Below are 17,023 nucleotides of genomic sequence, written 5' to 3'. Positions count from 1 at the left end.
GGAACGGACATGGCACAACATACATTTCTGGTAGAGATCGGTACTGCTGAGCTGCCGCCCAAAGCCCTGCGCTCCCTGGCCGAAGCCTTTGCCGACAACTTCAAAGCCGAACTGACCAAGGCCGATCTGGCCTTCGGCGACGTCGAGTGGTTTGCCTCACCGCGCCGTCTGGCGCTGAAAGTGAGCGAGCTGGCCGGCGAACAGCCGAGCAAGAGCGTCGAGAAGCGCGGCCCGGCCGTGGCTCAGGCGTTCGATGCCGAAGGCAAACCGACCAAGGCTGCCGAAGGCTGGGCCCGTGGCAACGGCATCACCGTTGAGCAGGCCGAGCGTCTGGTCACCGACAAGGGCGAGTGGCTGGTTCACACCGCCAAGGTCGAAGGCCGTCCGGCCAAAGAGTTGCTGGGCGAACTGGTTGCCTCCGCACTGGCCAAACTGCCGATCCCGAAAATGATGCGCTGGGGCGACAAGACCATCCAGTTTGTGCGTCCGGTCTTCACCGTGACCCTGCTGCTGGATGGCGAGCTGGTTCCTGCTCACATTCTGGGTATCGACTCTGCCCGCACCATCCGCGGTCACCGCTTTATGGGCGAGAGCGAATTCACCATCGACAACGCCAGCCAGTACCCGCAGATCCTGCAGGAGCGCGGCATGGTGATTGCCGACTTTATGGCGCGCAAGGCCAAGATTAAGGCTGACGTCGAAGCGGCCGCTGCCGCCTTCGGTGGCGTGGCCGATCTGGACGACGCCCTGCTGGAAGAAGTGACCGCACTGGTCGAGTGGCCGGTGGTGCTGACCGCCAACTTCGAAGAGAAGTTCCTGGCCGTTCCGGCCGAGGCACTGGTTCACACCATGAAGGGTGACCAGAAGTACTTCCCGGTCTACAACAAGAACGGCAAGCTGCTGCCGAAGTTCATCTTCGTCACCAACATCGAGTCCAAAGACCCGAGCCAGATCATCAGCGGCAACGAGAAGGTGGTTCGCCCCCGTCTCTCTGACGCCGAGTTCTTCTTCAAGACCGACCTCAAGCAGACTCTGGCCTCCCGCCTGCCGCGCCTTGAAACCGTGCTGTTCCAGCAACAGCTGGGCACCGTCAAGGCCAAGGTCGAGCGCATTGAGACCGTTGCCGGCTTTATCGCCGAGCGTATCGGCGCCGACGTGGCTCAGGCCAAGCGTGCCGGTCTGCTCTCCAAGTGTGACCTGATGACCAACATGGTCGGCGAGTTCACCGACACCCAGGGTGTCATGGGGATGCACTACGCCCGTCACGATGGCGAAGACGAAGCGGTGGCCGTGGCCCTCAACGAGCAGTACATGCCGCGCTTTGCCGGTGATGCCCTGCCGTCCGGTCTGGTTGCCTGCGCCGTCGCGCTGGCCGACAAGTTCGACACCCTGGCCGGTATCTTCGGCATCGGCATGCTGCCGAAGGGTGACAAGGACCCGTTCGCCCTGCGTCGCGCTGCCATCGGTGCCCTGCGCATCATGACCGAGAAGCAGCTGGATCTGGATCTGGTTGAACTGGTTGAAGAAGCGGTACGCGTCTACGGCGACAAGCTGACCAACAAAACCGTCGTTACCGACGTGGTCGACTTTATGCTGGGCCGCTTCCGCGCCGCCTATCAGGACGAAGGCATCGGTGCCGACGTGGTGCTGGCCGTACTGGCCCGCCGCCCGACCCGTCCGCTCGACTTCGATCGCCGCGTCAAGGCCGTCAGCCACTTCCGCACGCTGGATGCCGCACTGGCACTGGCTGCCGCCAACAAGCGCGTGAGCAACATTCTGGCCAAGGTCGAAGGCGAACTGCCGACTGCCGTCAAACCGGAACTGCTGGTCGATGCCGCCGAGAAGGCGCTGGCCACCCAGGTTGCCGAACTGCAAGCCGAACTGGCCCCGCTGTTCGCTGCCGGTGACTATCAGGCTGCCCTCACCCGTCTGGCCGCCCTGCGCGAGCCGGTCGATACCTTCTTTAACGAAGTGATGGTGATGGCCGACGACGAAGCCCTCAAGGCCAACCGTCTGGCACTGCTGAACAACCTGCGCAACCTGTTCCTGCAAGTCGCGGATATCTCCCTGCTGCAGTGATTCTGGTTGAGTCAGTGATATTAAAAACGGCGCCGCGAGGCGCCGTTTTTTATAAAAATAACTTTTAAATAGAAGATGAATAATCTTTAAAATTATTACCTACGAGGACATTCTCTAATACAATAAAATCAACATGATCATTAATTAATGGCGCATTGAGCAATCCAACTACATTCAACCAACAAATTAACGCTGAATACTTGCCTTCATAAAAACCAACAAGCTCATGATCACCATCACTATTTTTATATATAGATAACAAATGGCCATAGCTATTTAACTCAACGTTTATTAATGAGGCACTTTGTTGTAAAAAGCCAGATATAAAACCATCTGGTACATTTGAGTCAGGCACATTAAACGTTTTGTTATACTTCTTGCTCAGTGATAACGTACCCAACGCTGCCAATATGCTAATAAAGCTACCTTCTATATAAGCTTTCATTTTGGGGTCAAGCTCATTTAGTTCTATATATTGATGAGGGTATAACTGTGGACTAGTATAAATTAACACATCTAATCGTTCAGAATGCCTAGAAAGCAAACTAAGAATTTCTTCTAATTTCATTGTGGCTTTCTGTACATCTAATTGCTTCTTTTGATAGTAAACTGCAAACGCAGCGCCAAGGAATGTCAAAAAAGAAAAAATAGTTCCTATTGTGCCGCCAATAAAACTACCAAAATTCGACCACGCTTGATCAGATGTAGATAATGAATAATGTGAGATTGGTGCAAATATATAGATGTAGAGAAGTAACGGAGCACTAACCAAAACCAACACACAAAACATCACAATAATAAAATTTCGCTTTCCCATAGACTTCGCTCCATATTTTAGCAATGCTAATAATAAAGCTACAGGCTTAATTAGCGAAGAATTATCACCTCGGTAGGTTCGATTAGCCGTCAGGCGTAATCGGACGTTCGCGTAAATAGGCTCTCCCGCCATAACCGCCAGCCGAATTTCCAACTCCGGCTGGCCGCCCCGGCTTCACGGCAACAACCGCAACCAAAGCCTCTCGTTCGTCCGATTACGCTGCGCTAATCGAACCTACAGGGGGCAATGAGCTGTTATCATTTGAGACAGTGCCCAGCGCCGCCACGGCCAATCAGAGGAACGTCATGAACATACCTGCCGCCCCCGCCCCGTCAATCTGCCAGCAGTGTCAGGAGCAGGTGGATCTAGACTTCGACTTCACCATGGCTTTTCAGCCCATCGTCGATTGCAGCAAGCGCACTATTTTCGGCTACGAGGCGCTGGTGCGAGGGCTCAACAACGAGCCGGCGCAGAGCGTGATTGCCCGGGTCAACGACGACAACCGCTACCGCTTCGATCAACTGTGCCGCATCAAGGCCATCGCGCTGGCCGCCCGGCTCGATATGCGGGGCATGCTGAGCATCAACTTTCTGCCCAATGCGGTCTACCGTCCGGAACGCTGCATCCGCACCACCCTGCAGGCAGCCCGCGAGCACCTCTTCCCCATCGAGCAGATCATGTTCGAGCTGACCGAGGTGGAGCAGGTGCAGGATAGCCAGCATCTTCGCGGCATCGTCGATCACTATCAGGCGCTCGGCTTCAAAACGGCGATCGATGACTTTGGCGCCGGTTACTCGGGCCTCAACCTGCTGGCCGATTTTCACCCCAACATCGTCAAGCTCGATATGCACCTGCTGCGCGGCATCGACCATGACCCGACCCGGCAAGCCATAGTGCGCCACTGTCTGGCACTGTTTGCGGAGCTGAAGATCACCCCGCTGGCGGAGGGGATCGAGACCCGCGAAGAGATGGCCTGCCTGCGGGAGATGGGCATCAGCCTGATGCAGGGCTATCTGTTTGCCCGCCCCGGCTTTGAAACCCTGCCCGAGATGGATTTCGCCAGCCTGTAAGCCAGTCGGTCTGCACTGCCTCCCCCTCAGCCCACTCCCACCCGAATAAGAAAACGGACACCCGAGGGTGTCCATGTGCATACCCTGTGACCTTGCGCCATGGTTACACAGTCACCCTCCCCGGTTAATGGGTCAGCTGTGGCAACAGTTGCAACAGGTGAGCCCGTATCGCCAGCGGCGTCTGGCTGACCCAGATCTCCAGCAGGCCATACGCGAGCAACGGCAGCACCAGCAGCAACAGGCAGAGCAGCCCCAGCAAACGGCTCGGTGCAAGCCGCTTCACCTTGCTGCCAAGGTGCAGGGCCTCGACCCGCTTGGGGCAGGCGGCCACGCAGCTCAGGCAGCCGGTGCACTCCAGGTTGCGTACCGCAATAAGCTGGTGCACCGCAATGCGCGATGGACAGGCCCGGCTGCACTTGTCGCAGTCATGACCCTGGCTTCGCAGGCAGCGGGCCGAGTCACGGCGAATGCGCAGCGGCGTCAGTAGCCCCAGCAGGGCGAGCCAGGCGCCATAGGGGCAAAGGTAGCGGCAGAATCCCTGACGAAAGGTCGCGGTAAGCAGCAACACCCAGCCGAGGCACAGACCCGAGATCAGGGTCAGGTTGAAGAAGAAAGCACCCATCTTCATATCCGCCGCCTGATGGTAGGGGCTGGTGAAGTAGCCGGGCAGGGCAGCAGCCGGCACCGCCAGCAGAATGATGAAGAGCAGAAAGCCGAGCACCAGAAACTTCTGGGTGCGCAGGGCAAGATCCAACCAGCGCGGCGGGCTCCACTCCCCCGGCAGCAACCGGTGGCGCAGGCCATGCAGCCATTCCCCCACCAGCCCGAGCGGACAGAACCAGGCACAGAACGCCCGCCCCAGCAGCAGGGCCGACAGGGAGAGTACCAGTACGGTGACGGTGGCCGCCGGATGGTGGGGATCCACCAACCCCTGCGCGAACCAGGCCCGCAGCCCGAGGCCACCGGCGATGGGCAGGAAGGCATCCACCACGTCCGGGCGCACCAGCCAGGGGCTCATCCCCTGTCCCAACTGCCAGATATGCAGGCTGTATTGCACTGTGACCAGCCCCCAGCAGAGCAGCAGCAGATGGCGAGTGCCTGCCCGCAACTGCTGACTGTCGATCGCCCCGAACACGGGCAGCGGCCGCCTCTGATGCCGGAGGGCAAGCACGGCGGTGACCGTCCCCAATGCGAGCCAGAGCAGGCTGTCGGCCGCCAGCAACCAGACCAGCCCCAGCAGGCCGAGCGCAAGACGCCCCGGCCAGCCGGTGCGCACCTGCCACGCCAACAACACCAGATAAACCATACCGGCCACCATGGTTATCGCTTCAATCACGCTCATGCATCCCCCACTGCCTACATCCGGATCCGGCAGCAAGGATAACTAACATTTGAGTTGATTATTTTGATCTGCATGGGCCGAGGGAGGAGTTATGGCCAATGCCTCCCTCGCAGGCTCTCCCCTCTTTCAACGACACGCTGCCTCATCAGCCAGGCACTAACCGCGGGCACGGTGGAGGTGGTAGTCAACGTGATAGTCGTTGGCATTACGGAACATGATGGAGTAGTTGAGGAACTCTCCGCTCTCGCTGTATGAGAGTGAGGTGAGCCGCAGGATAGGGGCCCCCTGCTCGATATGGAGCAGCTCGGCAGTAGCCCGATCCGCCAGCACGGCACTGAAGCACTCATAGTTGCCCGCAATCGCGATGCCGCACTCCCGTTCGATGTAGTCGAATTTGGACCCTTCCAGATGGGCGACCGACAGATTGCGAAACAGTCTGACCGGCATATAGCTCTCTTCCAGCAGCAGAGCCCGACCATCCACCGAGCGGATCCGGCTGGAGTAATAGACGGGTTCATTCACCTTCACCCTCAGCTGACTGGCGATGGCCGGTGGCGCAGGCATGGTGCGAAATTCCAACACCTGGCTGGTCAAAGTGCGCCCCTGCTCGCGCATCAGTTCGGTAAACCCGCTCAGCCCTTTGGTCTCATGCTGGACATCCTTTTTTGTCACATAGGTGCCGCTGCCGTGGCGCCGCTCGACCAATCCCCACTCGATCAACATGTCTACCGCTTTGCGAATGGTCATGCGGGAGACGCCATACTGTTCTGCCAGCGCTTTTTCGCCGGGCAACACATCTCCCACCCGGCACTCGGCACCGTTTACCCTGATCCTGAGTCGATCAGCCACCGATTTATAGATCACTGCTAGACATCTCCTGTGGTCACAACGCCAACCATCTTATTCTTAATCAAGTGACTAAATTGCTTAAAAACAATAACTTAACTTTCAACTAAAGCTGCAAGAACATCACGAAACCAAGAGGTACAACAATATCGCAAAAGTTAGACATCTTTGTCTAAATAACTGCATGCGTCAGATCACATTATTCCAAGATATTTCATGAGGTCTCTTTTTATCGTTGCTAATTTGCATCTGGCAACACCGGCAAGGATTCGATTAGCTATTTCAACCAAGGGACAATATATGCTCAGTCAAATTCAACGTTTTGGCGGAGCAATGTTCACTCCTGTACTGCTTTTTCCTTTTGCAGGTATGGTAGTAGGCATTGCAATTATGCTGAAAAACCCGATGTTTGTCGGTGAATCACTGGCAAACCCACAAGGATTATTCTTCCAGATCATCCATATTATTGAAGAAGGTGGCTGGACAGTATTCAGGAATATGCCGCTTATATTTGCGATTGGCCTGCCAATCGGTCTGGCAAATAAGGCACAAGCCAGAGCCTGTCTGGCTGTATTGGTCAGTTTCATGACCTGGAACTATTTTATCAACGCCATGGGCATGACCTGGGGCAGTTATTTCGGGGTCGACTTCAGTCAGGATGTAGGGGGTGAAAGTGGCCTCGCCATGGTAGCGGGGATCAAGACCCTGGATACCAGCATCATAGGGGCCATCGTCATCTCCGGCATCGTGACGGCACTGCACAACCGCCTGTTTGATCGCCAACTGCCGGTCTTTCTCGGCATATTTCAGGGCAGCTCCTTTGTCACCATTGTCGCCTTCTTCGTGATGATCCCCTGTGCCTGGCTGACCCTGCTTGGCTGGCCAAAAGTACAGATGGGCATCGCCTCCCTGCAGAATTTCATGCTGATCTCGGGTCCGGTCGGGGTGTGGGTATACACCTTCCTCGAGCGGATTTTGATCCCGACCGGCCTGCATCACTTTATCTACGGCCCCTTCATCTTCGGCCCAGCGGCAGTAGAGGGGGGCATTCAACTCTACTGGGCGCAGCACATGCTGGAGTTCAGCCAGAGCACTCGCCCGCTGATTGAACAGTTCCCTCAGGGTGGCTTTGCCCTGCATGGCAACTCGAAGATTTTCGGTGCCATGGGGATTGCCCTGGCCATCTATGCCACGGCAGCCAAAGAGAACAAGGCCAAGGTTGCAGGCCTGCTGATCCCGGCCACCCTGACCGCCATTCTGGTCGGCATCACCGAGCCGCTGGAGTTCACCTTCCTCTTCATCTCGCCGCTGCTGTTTGCCATCCACGCCCTGCTGGCAGCCACCATGTCGACTGTGATGTACCTGTTTGGTGTGGTCGGCAACATGGGTGGAGGTCTGCTCGACCAGTTCCTGCCGCAGAACTGGATACCCATGTTCCACAACCATGCGGGAATGATGTTCACCCAGATCGCTATCGGATTGGTCTTTACCGGCATCTGGTTCCTGATATTCCGCGCGCTGATTATCAGGCTCAATCTTAAAACACCGGGCCGGGAAGACAGTGAAATAAAGCTTTATTCCAAGTCAGATTATCAGGCAGCCAAAAACCAGCGTAGCAGTGATAGTGCAACACAAATTATCGAAGCGCTTGGTGGAGTCAAAAATATACGCAGTCTGAATAATTGTGCCACGCGCTTAAGAATATCGCTGGTTAACAGCAAGCTAGCAGATGCAGATGAGGAGTTTATTAAATTGGGAGCCCATGGTGTCGTCCGCCATGGCGATAGTATCCAGGTAATTATCGGTCTGCATGTACCTCAGGTACGTGAAAATATGGAATCGATTATGAACAACAGTCATCAACAATCGTCTTTAGTAATGGAGTCATGATCATGAAAAAATTCTCTGTAGTCATTGCCGGTGGTGGTAGCACTTTTACTCCAGGTATCGTTCTGATGTTGCTGGAAAATCAGCATCGCTTCCCGCTCAAGGAGATCAAATTCTACGACAACGATGGTGCCCGTCAGGAGATCATCGCCGAAGCCTGCAAAATCTTGCTGAAAGAGAAGGCTCCCGAGATCGCCTTCAGCTATGGCACCGACCCCAAAGCAGCGTTTAGCGATGTAGATTTCGTCATGGCCCATATCCGGGTTGGCAAATATCCGATGCGCGAGCTGGACGAGAAGATCCCGCTGCGTCATGGCGTGGTCGGCCAGGAGACCTGCGGCCCGGGCGGTATCGCCTATGGCATGCGCTCCATCGGCGGAGTGCTGGAGCTGGTCGACTATATGGAGCAGTACTCACCCAATGCCTGGATGCTCAACTACTCCAACCCGGCCGCCATTGTGGCCGAAGCGACCCGTCGCCTGCGTCCCAACGCCAAAATCCTCAACATCTGCGACATGCCGATCGGGATCGAGGGGCGCATGGCCCAGATTGCCGGTCTCAAATCCCGCAAAGAGATGCGGGTACGCTACTACGGCCTCAACCACTTTGGCTGGTGGACCCGCATCGAGGATCTGGAAGGCAACGACCTGATGCCGAAGATCAAGGAGCACGTCGCCCGCCACGGCTATGTGCCCAATAGCGCCAGCCATGCCGAAGCAAGCTGGAACGATACCTTCGCCAAGGCAAAGGATGTATGGGCGCTCGACCCGGATACCCTGCCCAACACCTATCTGAAGTACTACCTCTACCCGGACTATGTGGTGGCCCACTCCAACCCGGAACACACACGCGCCAACGAGGTGATGGAGCACCGCGAGAAGCAGGTCTTCACCGCCTGTACCGACATCGTCAAGGCAGGTAATTCAGCAGCGGGCGAGCTGGAGATCGATGAGCACGCCTCCTATATCGTTGACCTGGCAACCGCCATCGCCTTCAATACCCAGGAGCGGATGCTGCTGATCGTTCCCAATCGCGGCGCCATCCCCAACTTTGACCCGGAAGCCATGGTCGAGATCCCCTGCCTGGTCGGCAGTAGCGGGCCAGAGCCGTTGCAGGTGGGCAGCATCCCGCTGTTCCAGCAGGGCATGATGGGCCAGCAGGTCGCGGTCGAGAAACTGGTGGTCGAAGCCTGGGTCGAGCACTCTTACCAGAAGCTGTGGCAAGCCATCACCCTCTCCAAGACAGTACCTAGCGCCTCGGTGGCCAAGTCCATTCTCGATGACTTGATAGAGGCCAACAAAGCCTACTGGCCGGAACTGAAATAAACCGCCCATAAACAAAAACCCCCTCGTGACAGAGGGGGTTTTTCGTTTTGGCAACGGGTGCGGATTAACGCAGCGGTTTGACCGAGCGACGGACGATCAGCTCGGGCTGTACCGTCATCGACTCCACTTCCAGCTCCTTGTTGCGGATCCGGCTGACCAGATGCTTCACCGCCAGCTGGCCCAGTTCGGCCTTCGGGTGGCGGATGGTGGTCAGCGGCGGGCTGGAGAAGCGCGCCATCTCCACATCGTCGTAGCCGATGATGGAGATATCGTCCGGCACCTTGACTCCCGCTTCCCAGGCTGCGCAAATCGCGCCGATCGCCATGGGATCGTCGAAGGCAAAGACCGCAGTCGGGCGAGGCTGCAGGGCCAGGATGCGCTGCATGGCATCGAAGCCGCTCTGGCTCTCGTAGTCCCCTTCAAAGACCTGTTCATCTTTAAGGGTCAGACCGTGCTCGCCCAGCGCATCACGCACCCCGTCCAGTCGCTGCTGGGTGGTCGGCTTGGAGAGCTGGCCAGTGATGCAGACGATGTCACGGTGCCCCAGCTCCAGCAGATGGCGTACGGCCATGCGGGCGCCGATGCGGGCGTTGTCGTTGATGACGTTGGCGAAATCGCACTCCGTGCCCCAATCCAGTACCACCTGCGGCACGTTCTTGTGGATGCGCAGCATGTCGCGCAACGGGGTGTCGATATCGGTCCCCAATACCAGCAGACCATCCACCCGTTTTTCCATCAGCATTCTCAGGTAATGCTGTTGGCGAGGCGGCTGGTTTTCGGTGTTGCAGAGGATCAGGCTGTAGCCCTGTTCGAAGCAGTACGCTTCAACCCCTTGCACCACTTCCGCGAAGAAGGGGTTTACGCTGGTGGTGACCAGCATGCCAATGGTCTTGGTCGAATTTATCTTAAGACTGCGCGCTACCGAGTTGGGCGCGTAGTTGAGTTCTGCCACCGCCTCAATCACTTTCTGGGTCGCGTCTTCGCTGACCCGCCGAGTGTGGTTGAGCACATGTGAGACGGTGGAGATGGATACGCCTGCGCGCGAGGCGACATCCTTGATAGTGGCCATCTCTGTCTCCTGACTGTCAAAGGCGGAACATTAGCAGATTTCCCGAATAAAGGCTTGGTTTTAACGGGCTCTGCCACGGAATTGTCAATGCCGGCTAATTTAGGCGCTCATTTCTGTTTGCGCAAACGATTAATGGTCAAAATGGGAGCACCATCAGAGTAAAATATCACCAGACTAATCCTCTGTGCTTCATCATAATCACCTCTGGTTACCAAGATGTTAAGGCGAAGAATCGATACTAAATTCCAATTAAAAACAAATGACAGGTCATTTATTTCAAAATAAGCCCACCCCACCCCCTCTGGTTAGTATCTTTAACAGCTTGTTATTGCCCCGTGAGGAATGATAGAACCATACCTATAGCCGGATGCACGGGATGTCGATCCGGAATGGCACTCGTAAATGAAACAATCCACTGATTAAGGGACGAATCAATGCATAAGTTGAGCAAAATTACAGTAAGCGCAGCGGTTTCTTTGGCTCTGTTTGGATCGATCTCCATCGCACACGCGGCAGACACCATCAAGATAGGTATCGCAGGCCCGCTCACCGGCCCGGTTGCCCAGTACGGGGACATGCAGTTCACCGGCGGCAAGATGGCGGTCGAGCAGATCAACAAGGCTGGCGGCATCAATGGCAAGCAGATCGAAGCCGTCATCTATGACGATGCCTGTGATCCCAAGCAGGCGGTAGCCATCGCCAACAAGGTGGTGAATGATGGCGTCAAGTTCGTGGTCGGCCACCTCTGCTCCGACAATACCCTGCCCGCCTCCGACATCTATGAAGACGAGGGGATCCTGATGGTCACCCCCGCCTCCACCAACCCCAAGATCACCGAGCGCGGTTACCAGCTGACTCTGCGCACCATCGGTCTGGATAGCGATCAGGGCCCGACTGCCGCCAAGTACATCATCGAGCAGGTCAAACCCCAGCGCGTCGCCGTTATCCACGACAAGAAGCAGTACGGTGAAGGGATCGCCTCCAGCGTCAAAGCAGCACTGGACAAGGCTGGCGTGAAGGTGGTGGCCTATGAAGGGATCACCGCCGGTGACAAGGACTTCTCCGCCCTGATCGCCAAGCTGCAGAAAGAGAACGTCGATTTCGTCTACTACGGCGGCTATCACCCTGAGCTGGGCCTGATCCTGCGTCAGGCTGGCGAGAAGGGGCTGAAAGCCAAGTTCATGGGCCCGGAAGGGGTCGGTAACAAGGATATCTCCGCCATCGGCGGCCCGGCTTCCGAAGGCCTGCTGGTGACCCTGCCGAACAAATACGATCTGGTGCCTGCCAACGCCCCGCTGGTGGCGGCGTTCAAGGCCAAGGGTCAGGACTCCTCCGGCCCGTTCGTCTGGACCACCTATGCCGCGGTGCAGAGCCTGGCTGCCGGTATCGCCAAGGCGGGTGAAGATGACCCGGCCGCCGTTGCCGCCGCCATCAAGGCCGCACCGATCGATACCGTGATGGGCCCCCTGACCTGGGCACCTAACGGTGACCTGAAAGGCTTCGAATTTGGTGTGTTCCAGTGGCACGCTGACGGTACTTCCAGCCAAGTCAAATAATCTGCCGATCGGGGGTGAGTACGCTCACCCCCTCCTCTCTTTGCGGGCAAGTACAGGGAACGCAGTATGTCCGAACACCTCCTTTATCTCGTTCAGCAACTGCTGAACGGATTAACCATAGGCAGCACCTATGCGTTGATCGCCATTGGCTACACCATGGTCTATGGCATCATCGGCATGATCAACTTCGCCCACGGCGAGGTTTACATGATCGGCTCCTATGTCGCTTTCATGGTGATGGCGGGGCTCATGATGATGGGCATCGACAGCACCTTTCTACTGCTGGGAGGCGCCTTCCTGGTCAGTATCATCATCACCGGCACCTATGGCTGGAGCATCGAGCGAGTCGCCTACCGGCCACTGCGCGGTGGCAACCGGCTGATCCCCCTCATCTCCGCCATCGGCATGTCGATCTTCTTGCAGAACATGATGCGCATGGCTCAGGGCTCGCGGGATATCGCCATGCCCAGCCTGATCTCAGGTGGCTGGACCCTGGGGGGTGAGGATGGTTTTCAGGCCAGCCTCTCCTATATGCAGCTGATCATTTTCGTGGTGACTTTCATCACCATGCTGGCGCTGACCCAGTTCATCGGCCGCTCCCGCATGGGCCGCGCCTGCCGCGCCTGTTCGGAAGATATCAAGATGGCCAATCTGCTGGGCATCGACACCCACGTGGTCATCTCCATCACCTTCGTGCTGGGGGCTGCACTGGCCGCCGTGGCCGGGGTGCTGCTCGGCATGTATTACGGCGTCATCAACCCCTACCTCGGCTTTATGGCCGGTCTGAAGGCCTTCACTGCCGCAGTATTGGGCGGTATCGGCAGCATTCCGGGCGCCGTACTGGGCGGCCTGCTGCTGGGGGTGGTTGAAGCGCTCACCGCCGGTTATCTCAGCACCGAGTACAAAGATGTGATGGCGTTTGCCCTGCTCATCTTTGTGCTGCTCTTTATGCCTACTGGCATCTTGGGTCGTCCGGAAGTGGAGAAAGTGTGATGAAACATCAATTGATCCACGCCAGTATCGCCAGCCTGGTGCTGCTGGTGCTCTCCTTCTGGCTGCTCGGCTTCAAGCTGGAGACCGATGGCTCCAGCCTGCAGGTAGTGAGCCGCCTCGATGTGTCGCTGGCCTGGCTACTGGGGGGCGCCACCATTGTTTTCTGGTTCCAGATGCTGCGCGGCCAGATTGCCAAGCTGTTTCAGGCCTCCATCAGCGGCTTCTCGGTCGGCTTCACCAAGCTGGTGCTGCCGAGCCCGGAAGAGGCGCCCAAGCTCTATAACCTCACCGCCGTGCTGGTGCTGCTGTTTGCGGTGAGCTGGCCCTTTATGGCTTCTCGCGGCGCCATCGATCTCGCCACCCTCACCCTGATTTACATCATGCTGGGGCTGGGGCTGAACGTGGTGGTCGGCCTCGCCGGTCTGCTCGATCTCGGCTATGTCGGCTTCTACGCGGTCGGTGCCTACAGCTATGCCCTACTCAACACCTACTTCGGACTGAGCTTCTGGGAGTGCCTGCCCATCGCCGGGCTGATGGCCGCTACCTTCGGCTTCCTGCTCGGTTTCCCGGTGCTGCGGCTCCGGGGGGACTATCTGGCCATCGTCACCCTGGGTTTTGGCGAGATCATCCGCATCCTGCTCAACAACATGACTACCCTGACCGGCGGCCCGAACGGGATCTCCGGCATCCCCAAGCCGACGCTGGGGGGTCTGGAGTTCAACCGCACCGTCAAGGATGGGGGCTTTGATACCTTCCACAACTTCTTCGGCATTACCTACAACGCCAACCACAAGGTGATCTTCCTCTACCTGATGGCGCTGGTGTTGGTGGTGGTGACCCTGTTTGTCATCAACCGCCTGCTGCGCATGCCCCTTGGCCGAGCCTGGGAAGCGCTGCGGGAAGACGAGATCGCCTGCAAATCGCTGGGGCTCAACCCCACCATCATCAAGCTGACCGCCTTCACCATAGGCGCCACCTTCGCGGGCTTTGCCGGCAGCTTCTTTGCCTCCCGGCAGGGCTTTATCAGCCCGGAATCCTTCGTCTTTATCGAGTCGGCCATCGTGCTCGCCATTGTGGTGCTGGGGGGCATGGGCTCCCAGATCGGGGTGGTGCTGGCTGCCATCGTGATGACGGTGCTGCCGGAGCTGGCCCGCGAATTCAACGAGTACCGCATGCTGATGTTCGGCCTCTTGATGGTGTTCATGATGATCTGGCGGCCACAAGGATTGTTGCCGATGACCCGTCCGCATCTGGAGTTGAAGAAATGAGTACTCATCAGAAGTTAATGGAAGTCTCTGATCTGTCGATGCGCTTCGGGGGCCTGCTGGCCGTCAACGGGGTAAAACTGGATATCGACAAGGGCGAGGTGATCTCCATCATCGGCCCCAACGGCGCGGGCAAGACCACCATCTTCAACTGCCTGACCGGTTTCTACTGCCCGAGCGGCGGCACCATCCGCTACAAGGGTGAGGAGATCCAGGGGCTGCCCGGCCACCTCATTGCCCGCAAGGGGATTGTGCGTACCTTCCAGCATGTGCGGCTGTTCAAGGAAATGACAGCGGTGGAGAACCTGCTTGTTGCCCAGCACCAGCACCTCAACACCAGCTTTATCGCCGGCCTGTTCAAGACCCCGGCCTTCCGCCGTGCCGAGCAGGAGGGGCTGGAGCGGGCCGCCTTCTGGCTGGATAAAGTGGGCCTCAAGGATCTCGCCAACCGCGCTGCCGGTAATCTGGCCTACGGTCAGCAGCGCCGCCTCGAGATCGCCCGCTGCATGGCGACCCGTCCCGAGCTGCTGATGCTGGATGAACCGGCTGCCGGCCTCAACCCGAAGGAGACCGACGAACTGGACGAGCTCATCATGAGCCTGCGGGACGAATTCGGTGTCTCGGTGCTGCTGATCGAACACGATATGAAGCTGGTGATGGGCATCTCCAACCGCATCTTCGTGGTCAGCCAGGGCACCCCGCTGGCCCACGGCAAGCCGGATGAAATCCGCAACAACCCGGCAGTGATCAAGGCCTATCTGGGCGAGTCGTAAGGACAAAAAGATGTTAGAACTTCGCAACGTATCGACCCACTACGGCAAAATTCAGGCACTGCACGATGTCAGCGTCGAGGTGAAAGAGGGGGAAATCGTCACCCTGATCGGCGCCAACGGCGCTGGCAAAACCACCCTGCTGATGACCCTCTGCGGTGAACCCAAGCCCAGCAGCGGCTCCATCTGGTTTGAGGGGGAACAGATCAGCACCCTCACCACCGCCCGCATCATGCGCAAGGATATCGCCGTGGTGCCGGAGGGACGCCGCATCTTCGCCCGCCTGACGGTGGAGGAGAACCTGCTGATGGGCGCCTTCTTCGTCGACAAGGCAGAGCAGCATGGCCTGCTGGATCAGGTGTTCACCCTGTTTCCGCGCCTGCACGAACGGCTGGAACAGCGGGCAGGCACCATGTCCGGCGGCGAGCAACAGATGCTGGCCATCGGCCGCGCCCTGATGAGCAAACCGCGTTTGCTGCTGCTGGATGAACCCTCGCTGGGGCTGGCCCCCATCGTCATCCAGCAGATCTTCGACACCATAGAGCAGTTGCGCCAGAAGGGGATGACCATCTTTCTGGTGGAGCAGAACGCCAACCAGGCGCTCAAGCTGGCCGACCGCGGCTATGTGCTGGAGAACGGCCACGTGGTGCTGCAAGACACGGGCGCCGCCCTGCTGGCCAACCCGGCAGTGCGGCAGGCCTATCTGGGCGGTTAACCCACTGACCCGCATGCCATATCAACAAGGGAGCCGCTGGCTCCCTTATCTTTTGTGGGGTTAGTTTGCGCCCAAGCTTGCGGTACACTGGCCCGTAATCAACCTATTCGCAGGACATCCCGATGGACCAGTTTGCCCATATCAATGCCCATGATGCCCACCAGAAACTGAGCGCGGGTGAAGCCCGTCTGGTGGATATTCGCGACCCGCAATCCTTTGAAGCGGCCCACGCGGTCGGCGCCTTCCACCTCACCAATGGCACCCTGGCGCGCTTTATGAATGAAGTGGATTTCGATACCCCGGTCATCGTGATGTGCTATCACGGCAACAGCAGTCAAGGGGCGGCCCAATACCTGCTGCAACAGGGTTATGACGAGGTCTACAGTCTGGATGGCGGCTTCGAGGCGTGGCGCAGGGAGTTTCCCATCGAGGCAGGCGAGGCATGATCCAGCTGCTGGTGCTCGACAACGCCCGCATGGCGCAGGCGCTGGTGGACTATCTGGCGACGCTAGGGATCTCCTGCGAGCTGACCCAGTCCGAGCTGGGGGTCACCATCTGGCTGGCGGACGAGCAACGCCTCGCTCAGGCCCAGCTGGAGGTGAAGCGCTTTCTGGCCGAGCCGGGCCACCCGCGCTATATGGAAGCCTCCTGGCAATCCGGCCGCGCCGATGCCCGCATCGACTACAGCAAGGGGATGACGGACCCCATCACCGATTTCCTCCATCAGGCGGGGCCACTGACGCTGGTGGTTATCATCGCCTGTCTCGCCATCTACGGGATCGAGGCCATCGGCCTGCCCATCTACGATGAACTGGCATTCCACCCGACGCTGGCCCAGTTCACCGACTGGCAGGCATGGCGTTATTTCACCCCCGCCCTGATCCACTTCTCGGTGCTCCATCTGGTGTTCAACTTGCTCTGGTGGTGGTATCTCGGCGGCCAGATCGAACAGCGCCTCGGCAGCGGCAAGCTGCTGATCCTGCTGCTGGTGGGCGCCGCCCTGCCCAATATCGCCGAGTTTTTTGCCAGCGGCCCGCTGTTTGGCGGCCTCTCCGGCGTGGTCTATGCCCTGCTCGGCTACTGCTGGCTGCGCAGCAAGCTGCAACCGGCCTGCGGCCTCACTCTGCCACCGGCGCTGATGGGCTTTATGCTGTTCTGGATGGTGCTCGGCTTCTTCGACATGCTCGGCACCAGCACCGCCAACATCGCCCACCTGACCGGCCTGCTGGTCGGCCTGCTGCAAGGCTGGCTGGATCGCAACCACCAGCCGGGCTGATTTTTCAGCAACT

The 17,023-nt window shown here is 58.1% G+C and carries 15 protein-coding genes; 11 read left to right on the top strand and 4 right to left on the bottom strand.

Annotation, left to right across the window (positions count from 1 at the left end; all coding sequences use genetic code 11):
- Window positions 1–9 precede the first annotated feature (9 nt).
- Window positions 10–2,079: a glycine--tRNA ligase subunit beta gene (gene glyS / locus G5533_RS19325; RefSeq protein ID WP_441255226.1), complete on the top strand. Its 2,070-nt coding sequence runs from the start codon at window positions 10–12 to the stop codon at window positions 2,077–2,079.
- Between the two features lie 64 nt (window positions 2,080–2,143).
- On the opposite strand, the gene G5533_RS19320 is transcribed toward glyS, so the two are convergent.
- A complete protein-coding gene (locus G5533_RS19320; RefSeq protein ID WP_441255225.1) occupies window positions 2,144–2,896 on the bottom strand; it encodes a hypothetical protein in 753 nt (250 codons plus the stop codon).
- A 305-nt stretch (window positions 2,897–3,201) separates the two neighbouring features.
- On the opposite strand from G5533_RS19320, the gene G5533_RS19315 reads away from it, so the two are divergent.
- The gene (locus G5533_RS19315) at window positions 3,202–3,966 is read left to right on the top strand and encodes an EAL domain-containing protein (RefSeq protein ID WP_421173137.1); all 765 of its coding nucleotides are present in this window, start codon (window positions 3,202–3,204) and stop codon (window positions 3,964–3,966) included.
- Window positions 3,967–4,090: 124 nt separating this feature from the next.
- Here G5533_RS19315 and G5533_RS19310 read toward each other — a convergent pair whose 3' ends face one another.
- Window positions 4,091–5,308, bottom strand: coding sequence for a 4Fe-4S binding protein (locus tag G5533_RS19310; protein ID WP_421255774.1), 1,218 nt, complete (start codon window positions 5,306–5,308; stop codon window positions 4,091–4,093).
- A 156-nt stretch (window positions 5,309–5,464) separates the two neighbouring features.
- Complete coding sequence (locus tag G5533_RS19305) at window positions 5,465–6,172, bottom strand: GntR family transcriptional regulator (RefSeq protein ID WP_227341655.1); 708 nt, start codon at window positions 6,170–6,172, stop codon at window positions 5,465–5,467.
- A 282-nt stretch (window positions 6,173–6,454) separates the two neighbouring features.
- Between G5533_RS19305 and G5533_RS19300 the strand changes: the two genes are divergently transcribed.
- Both G5533_RS19300 and G5533_RS19295 read left to right on the top strand, forming a co-directional pair.
- Window positions 6,455–8,044 (top strand): alpha-glucoside-specific PTS transporter subunit IIBC, encoded by a 1,590-nt coding sequence (locus G5533_RS19300; protein ID WP_421255778.1) that lies wholly within the window; start codon window positions 6,455–6,457, stop codon window positions 8,042–8,044.
- A complete protein-coding gene (locus G5533_RS19295) occupies window positions 8,041–9,366 on the top strand; it encodes a 6-phospho-alpha-glucosidase (protein ID WP_206692012.1) in 1,326 nt (441 codons plus the stop codon). Before G5533_RS19300 ends, G5533_RS19295 begins: the two co-directional genes overlap by 4 nt.
- A 64-nt stretch (window positions 9,367–9,430) precedes the next feature.
- On the opposite strand, the gene G5533_RS19290 is transcribed toward G5533_RS19295, so the two are convergent.
- A complete protein-coding gene (locus G5533_RS19290) occupies window positions 9,431–10,435 on the bottom strand; it encodes a substrate-binding domain-containing protein (RefSeq protein WP_005355925.1) in 1,005 nt (334 codons plus the stop codon).
- Window positions 10,436–10,869: 434 nt separating this feature from the next.
- Here G5533_RS19290 and G5533_RS19285 point away from each other — a divergent pair, with 434 nt between their 5' ends.
- From G5533_RS19285 to glpG, 7 genes are all read left to right on the top strand, one after another.
- On the top strand, window positions 10,870–11,991 hold the full coding sequence (locus tag G5533_RS19285; RefSeq protein ID WP_005342436.1) for a branched-chain amino acid ABC transporter substrate-binding protein: 1,122 nt from the start codon (window positions 10,870–10,872) through the stop codon (window positions 11,989–11,991).
- Between the two features lie 66 nt (window positions 11,992–12,057).
- Window positions 12,058–12,984: a high-affinity branched-chain amino acid ABC transporter permease LivH gene (gene livH, locus G5533_RS19280; RefSeq protein WP_005339439.1), complete on the top strand. Its 927-nt coding sequence runs from the start codon at window positions 12,058–12,060 to the stop codon at window positions 12,982–12,984.
- The gene (locus G5533_RS19275; protein WP_421255773.1) at window positions 12,984–14,252 is read left to right on the top strand and encodes a high-affinity branched-chain amino acid ABC transporter permease LivM; all 1,269 of its coding nucleotides are present in this window, start codon (window positions 12,984–12,986) and stop codon (window positions 14,250–14,252) included. Before livH ends, G5533_RS19275 begins: the two co-directional genes overlap by 1 nt.
- Entirely contained in the window at window positions 14,249–15,022 is a 774-nt protein-coding gene (livG, locus tag G5533_RS19270) for a high-affinity branched-chain amino acid ABC transporter ATP-binding protein LivG (RefSeq protein WP_005339435.1), read from the top strand. The genes G5533_RS19275 and livG overlap by 4 nt, the downstream gene beginning before the upstream one ends.
- A 10-nt stretch (window positions 15,023–15,032) precedes the next feature.
- Window positions 15,033–15,734, top strand: a complete 702-nt coding sequence (locus tag G5533_RS19265) for an ABC transporter ATP-binding protein (protein WP_266135508.1) — start codon at window positions 15,033–15,035, stop codon at window positions 15,732–15,734.
- Window positions 15,735–15,856: 122 nt separating this feature from the next.
- A complete protein-coding gene (gene glpE, locus G5533_RS19260) occupies window positions 15,857–16,180 on the top strand; it encodes a thiosulfate sulfurtransferase GlpE (protein WP_421255772.1) in 324 nt (107 codons plus the stop codon).
- Window positions 16,177–17,010, top strand: a complete 834-nt coding sequence (gene glpG, locus G5533_RS19255) for a rhomboid family intramembrane serine protease GlpG (RefSeq protein WP_005342430.1) — start codon at window positions 16,177–16,179, stop codon at window positions 17,008–17,010. Before glpE ends, glpG begins: the two co-directional genes overlap by 4 nt.
- The last annotated feature ends 13 nt before the right edge of the window (window positions 17,011–17,023 follow it).

This window comes from Aeromonas sp. A600620, from assembly GCF_029479985.1.
GTDB lineage: Bacteria > Pseudomonadota > Gammaproteobacteria > Enterobacterales > Aeromonadaceae > Aeromonas > Aeromonas veronii_A.
This window is presented reverse-complemented; position numbering and strand designations above follow the sequence as displayed.

Excerpts from the sequence above, each read along its gene's own strand:
- glyS (WP_441255226.1), top strand. The coding sequence starts at position 10 with ATGGCACAACATACATTTCTGGTAGAGATCGGTACTGCTGAGCTGCCG.
- G5533_RS19320 (WP_441255225.1), bottom strand. The coding sequence starts at position 2,896 with ATGGGAAAGCGAAATTTTATTATTGTGATGTTTTGTGTGTTGGTTTTG.
- G5533_RS19315 (WP_421173137.1), top strand. The coding sequence starts at position 3,202 with ATGAACATACCTGCCGCCCCCGCCCCGTCAATCTGCCAGCAGTGTCAG.
- G5533_RS19310 (WP_421255774.1), bottom strand. The coding sequence starts at position 5,308 with ATGAGCGTGATTGAAGCGATAACCATGGTGGCCGGTATGGTTTATCTG.
- G5533_RS19300 (WP_421255778.1), top strand. The coding sequence starts at position 6,455 with ATGCTCAGTCAAATTCAACGTTTTGGCGGAGCAATGTTCACTCCTGTA.
- G5533_RS19295 (WP_206692012.1), top strand. The coding sequence starts at position 8,041 with ATGATCATGAAAAAATTCTCTGTAGTCATTGCCGGTGGTGGTAGCACT.
- G5533_RS19290 (WP_005355925.1), bottom strand. The coding sequence starts at position 10,435 with ATGGCCACTATCAAGGATGTCGCCTCGCGCGCAGGCGTATCCATCTCC.
- G5533_RS19285 (WP_005342436.1), top strand. The coding sequence starts at position 10,870 with ATGCATAAGTTGAGCAAAATTACAGTAAGCGCAGCGGTTTCTTTGGCT.
- livH (WP_005339439.1), top strand. The coding sequence starts at position 12,058 with ATGTCCGAACACCTCCTTTATCTCGTTCAGCAACTGCTGAACGGATTA.
- G5533_RS19275 (WP_421255773.1), top strand. The coding sequence starts at position 12,984 with ATGAAACATCAATTGATCCACGCCAGTATCGCCAGCCTGGTGCTGCTG.
- livG (WP_005339435.1), top strand. The coding sequence starts at position 14,249 with ATGAGTACTCATCAGAAGTTAATGGAAGTCTCTGATCTGTCGATGCGC.
- G5533_RS19265 (WP_266135508.1), top strand. The coding sequence starts at position 15,033 with ATGTTAGAACTTCGCAACGTATCGACCCACTACGGCAAAATTCAGGCA.
- glpE (WP_421255772.1), top strand. The coding sequence starts at position 15,857 with ATGGACCAGTTTGCCCATATCAATGCCCATGATGCCCACCAGAAACTG.
- glpG (WP_005342430.1), top strand. The coding sequence starts at position 16,177 with ATGATCCAGCTGCTGGTGCTCGACAACGCCCGCATGGCGCAGGCGCTG.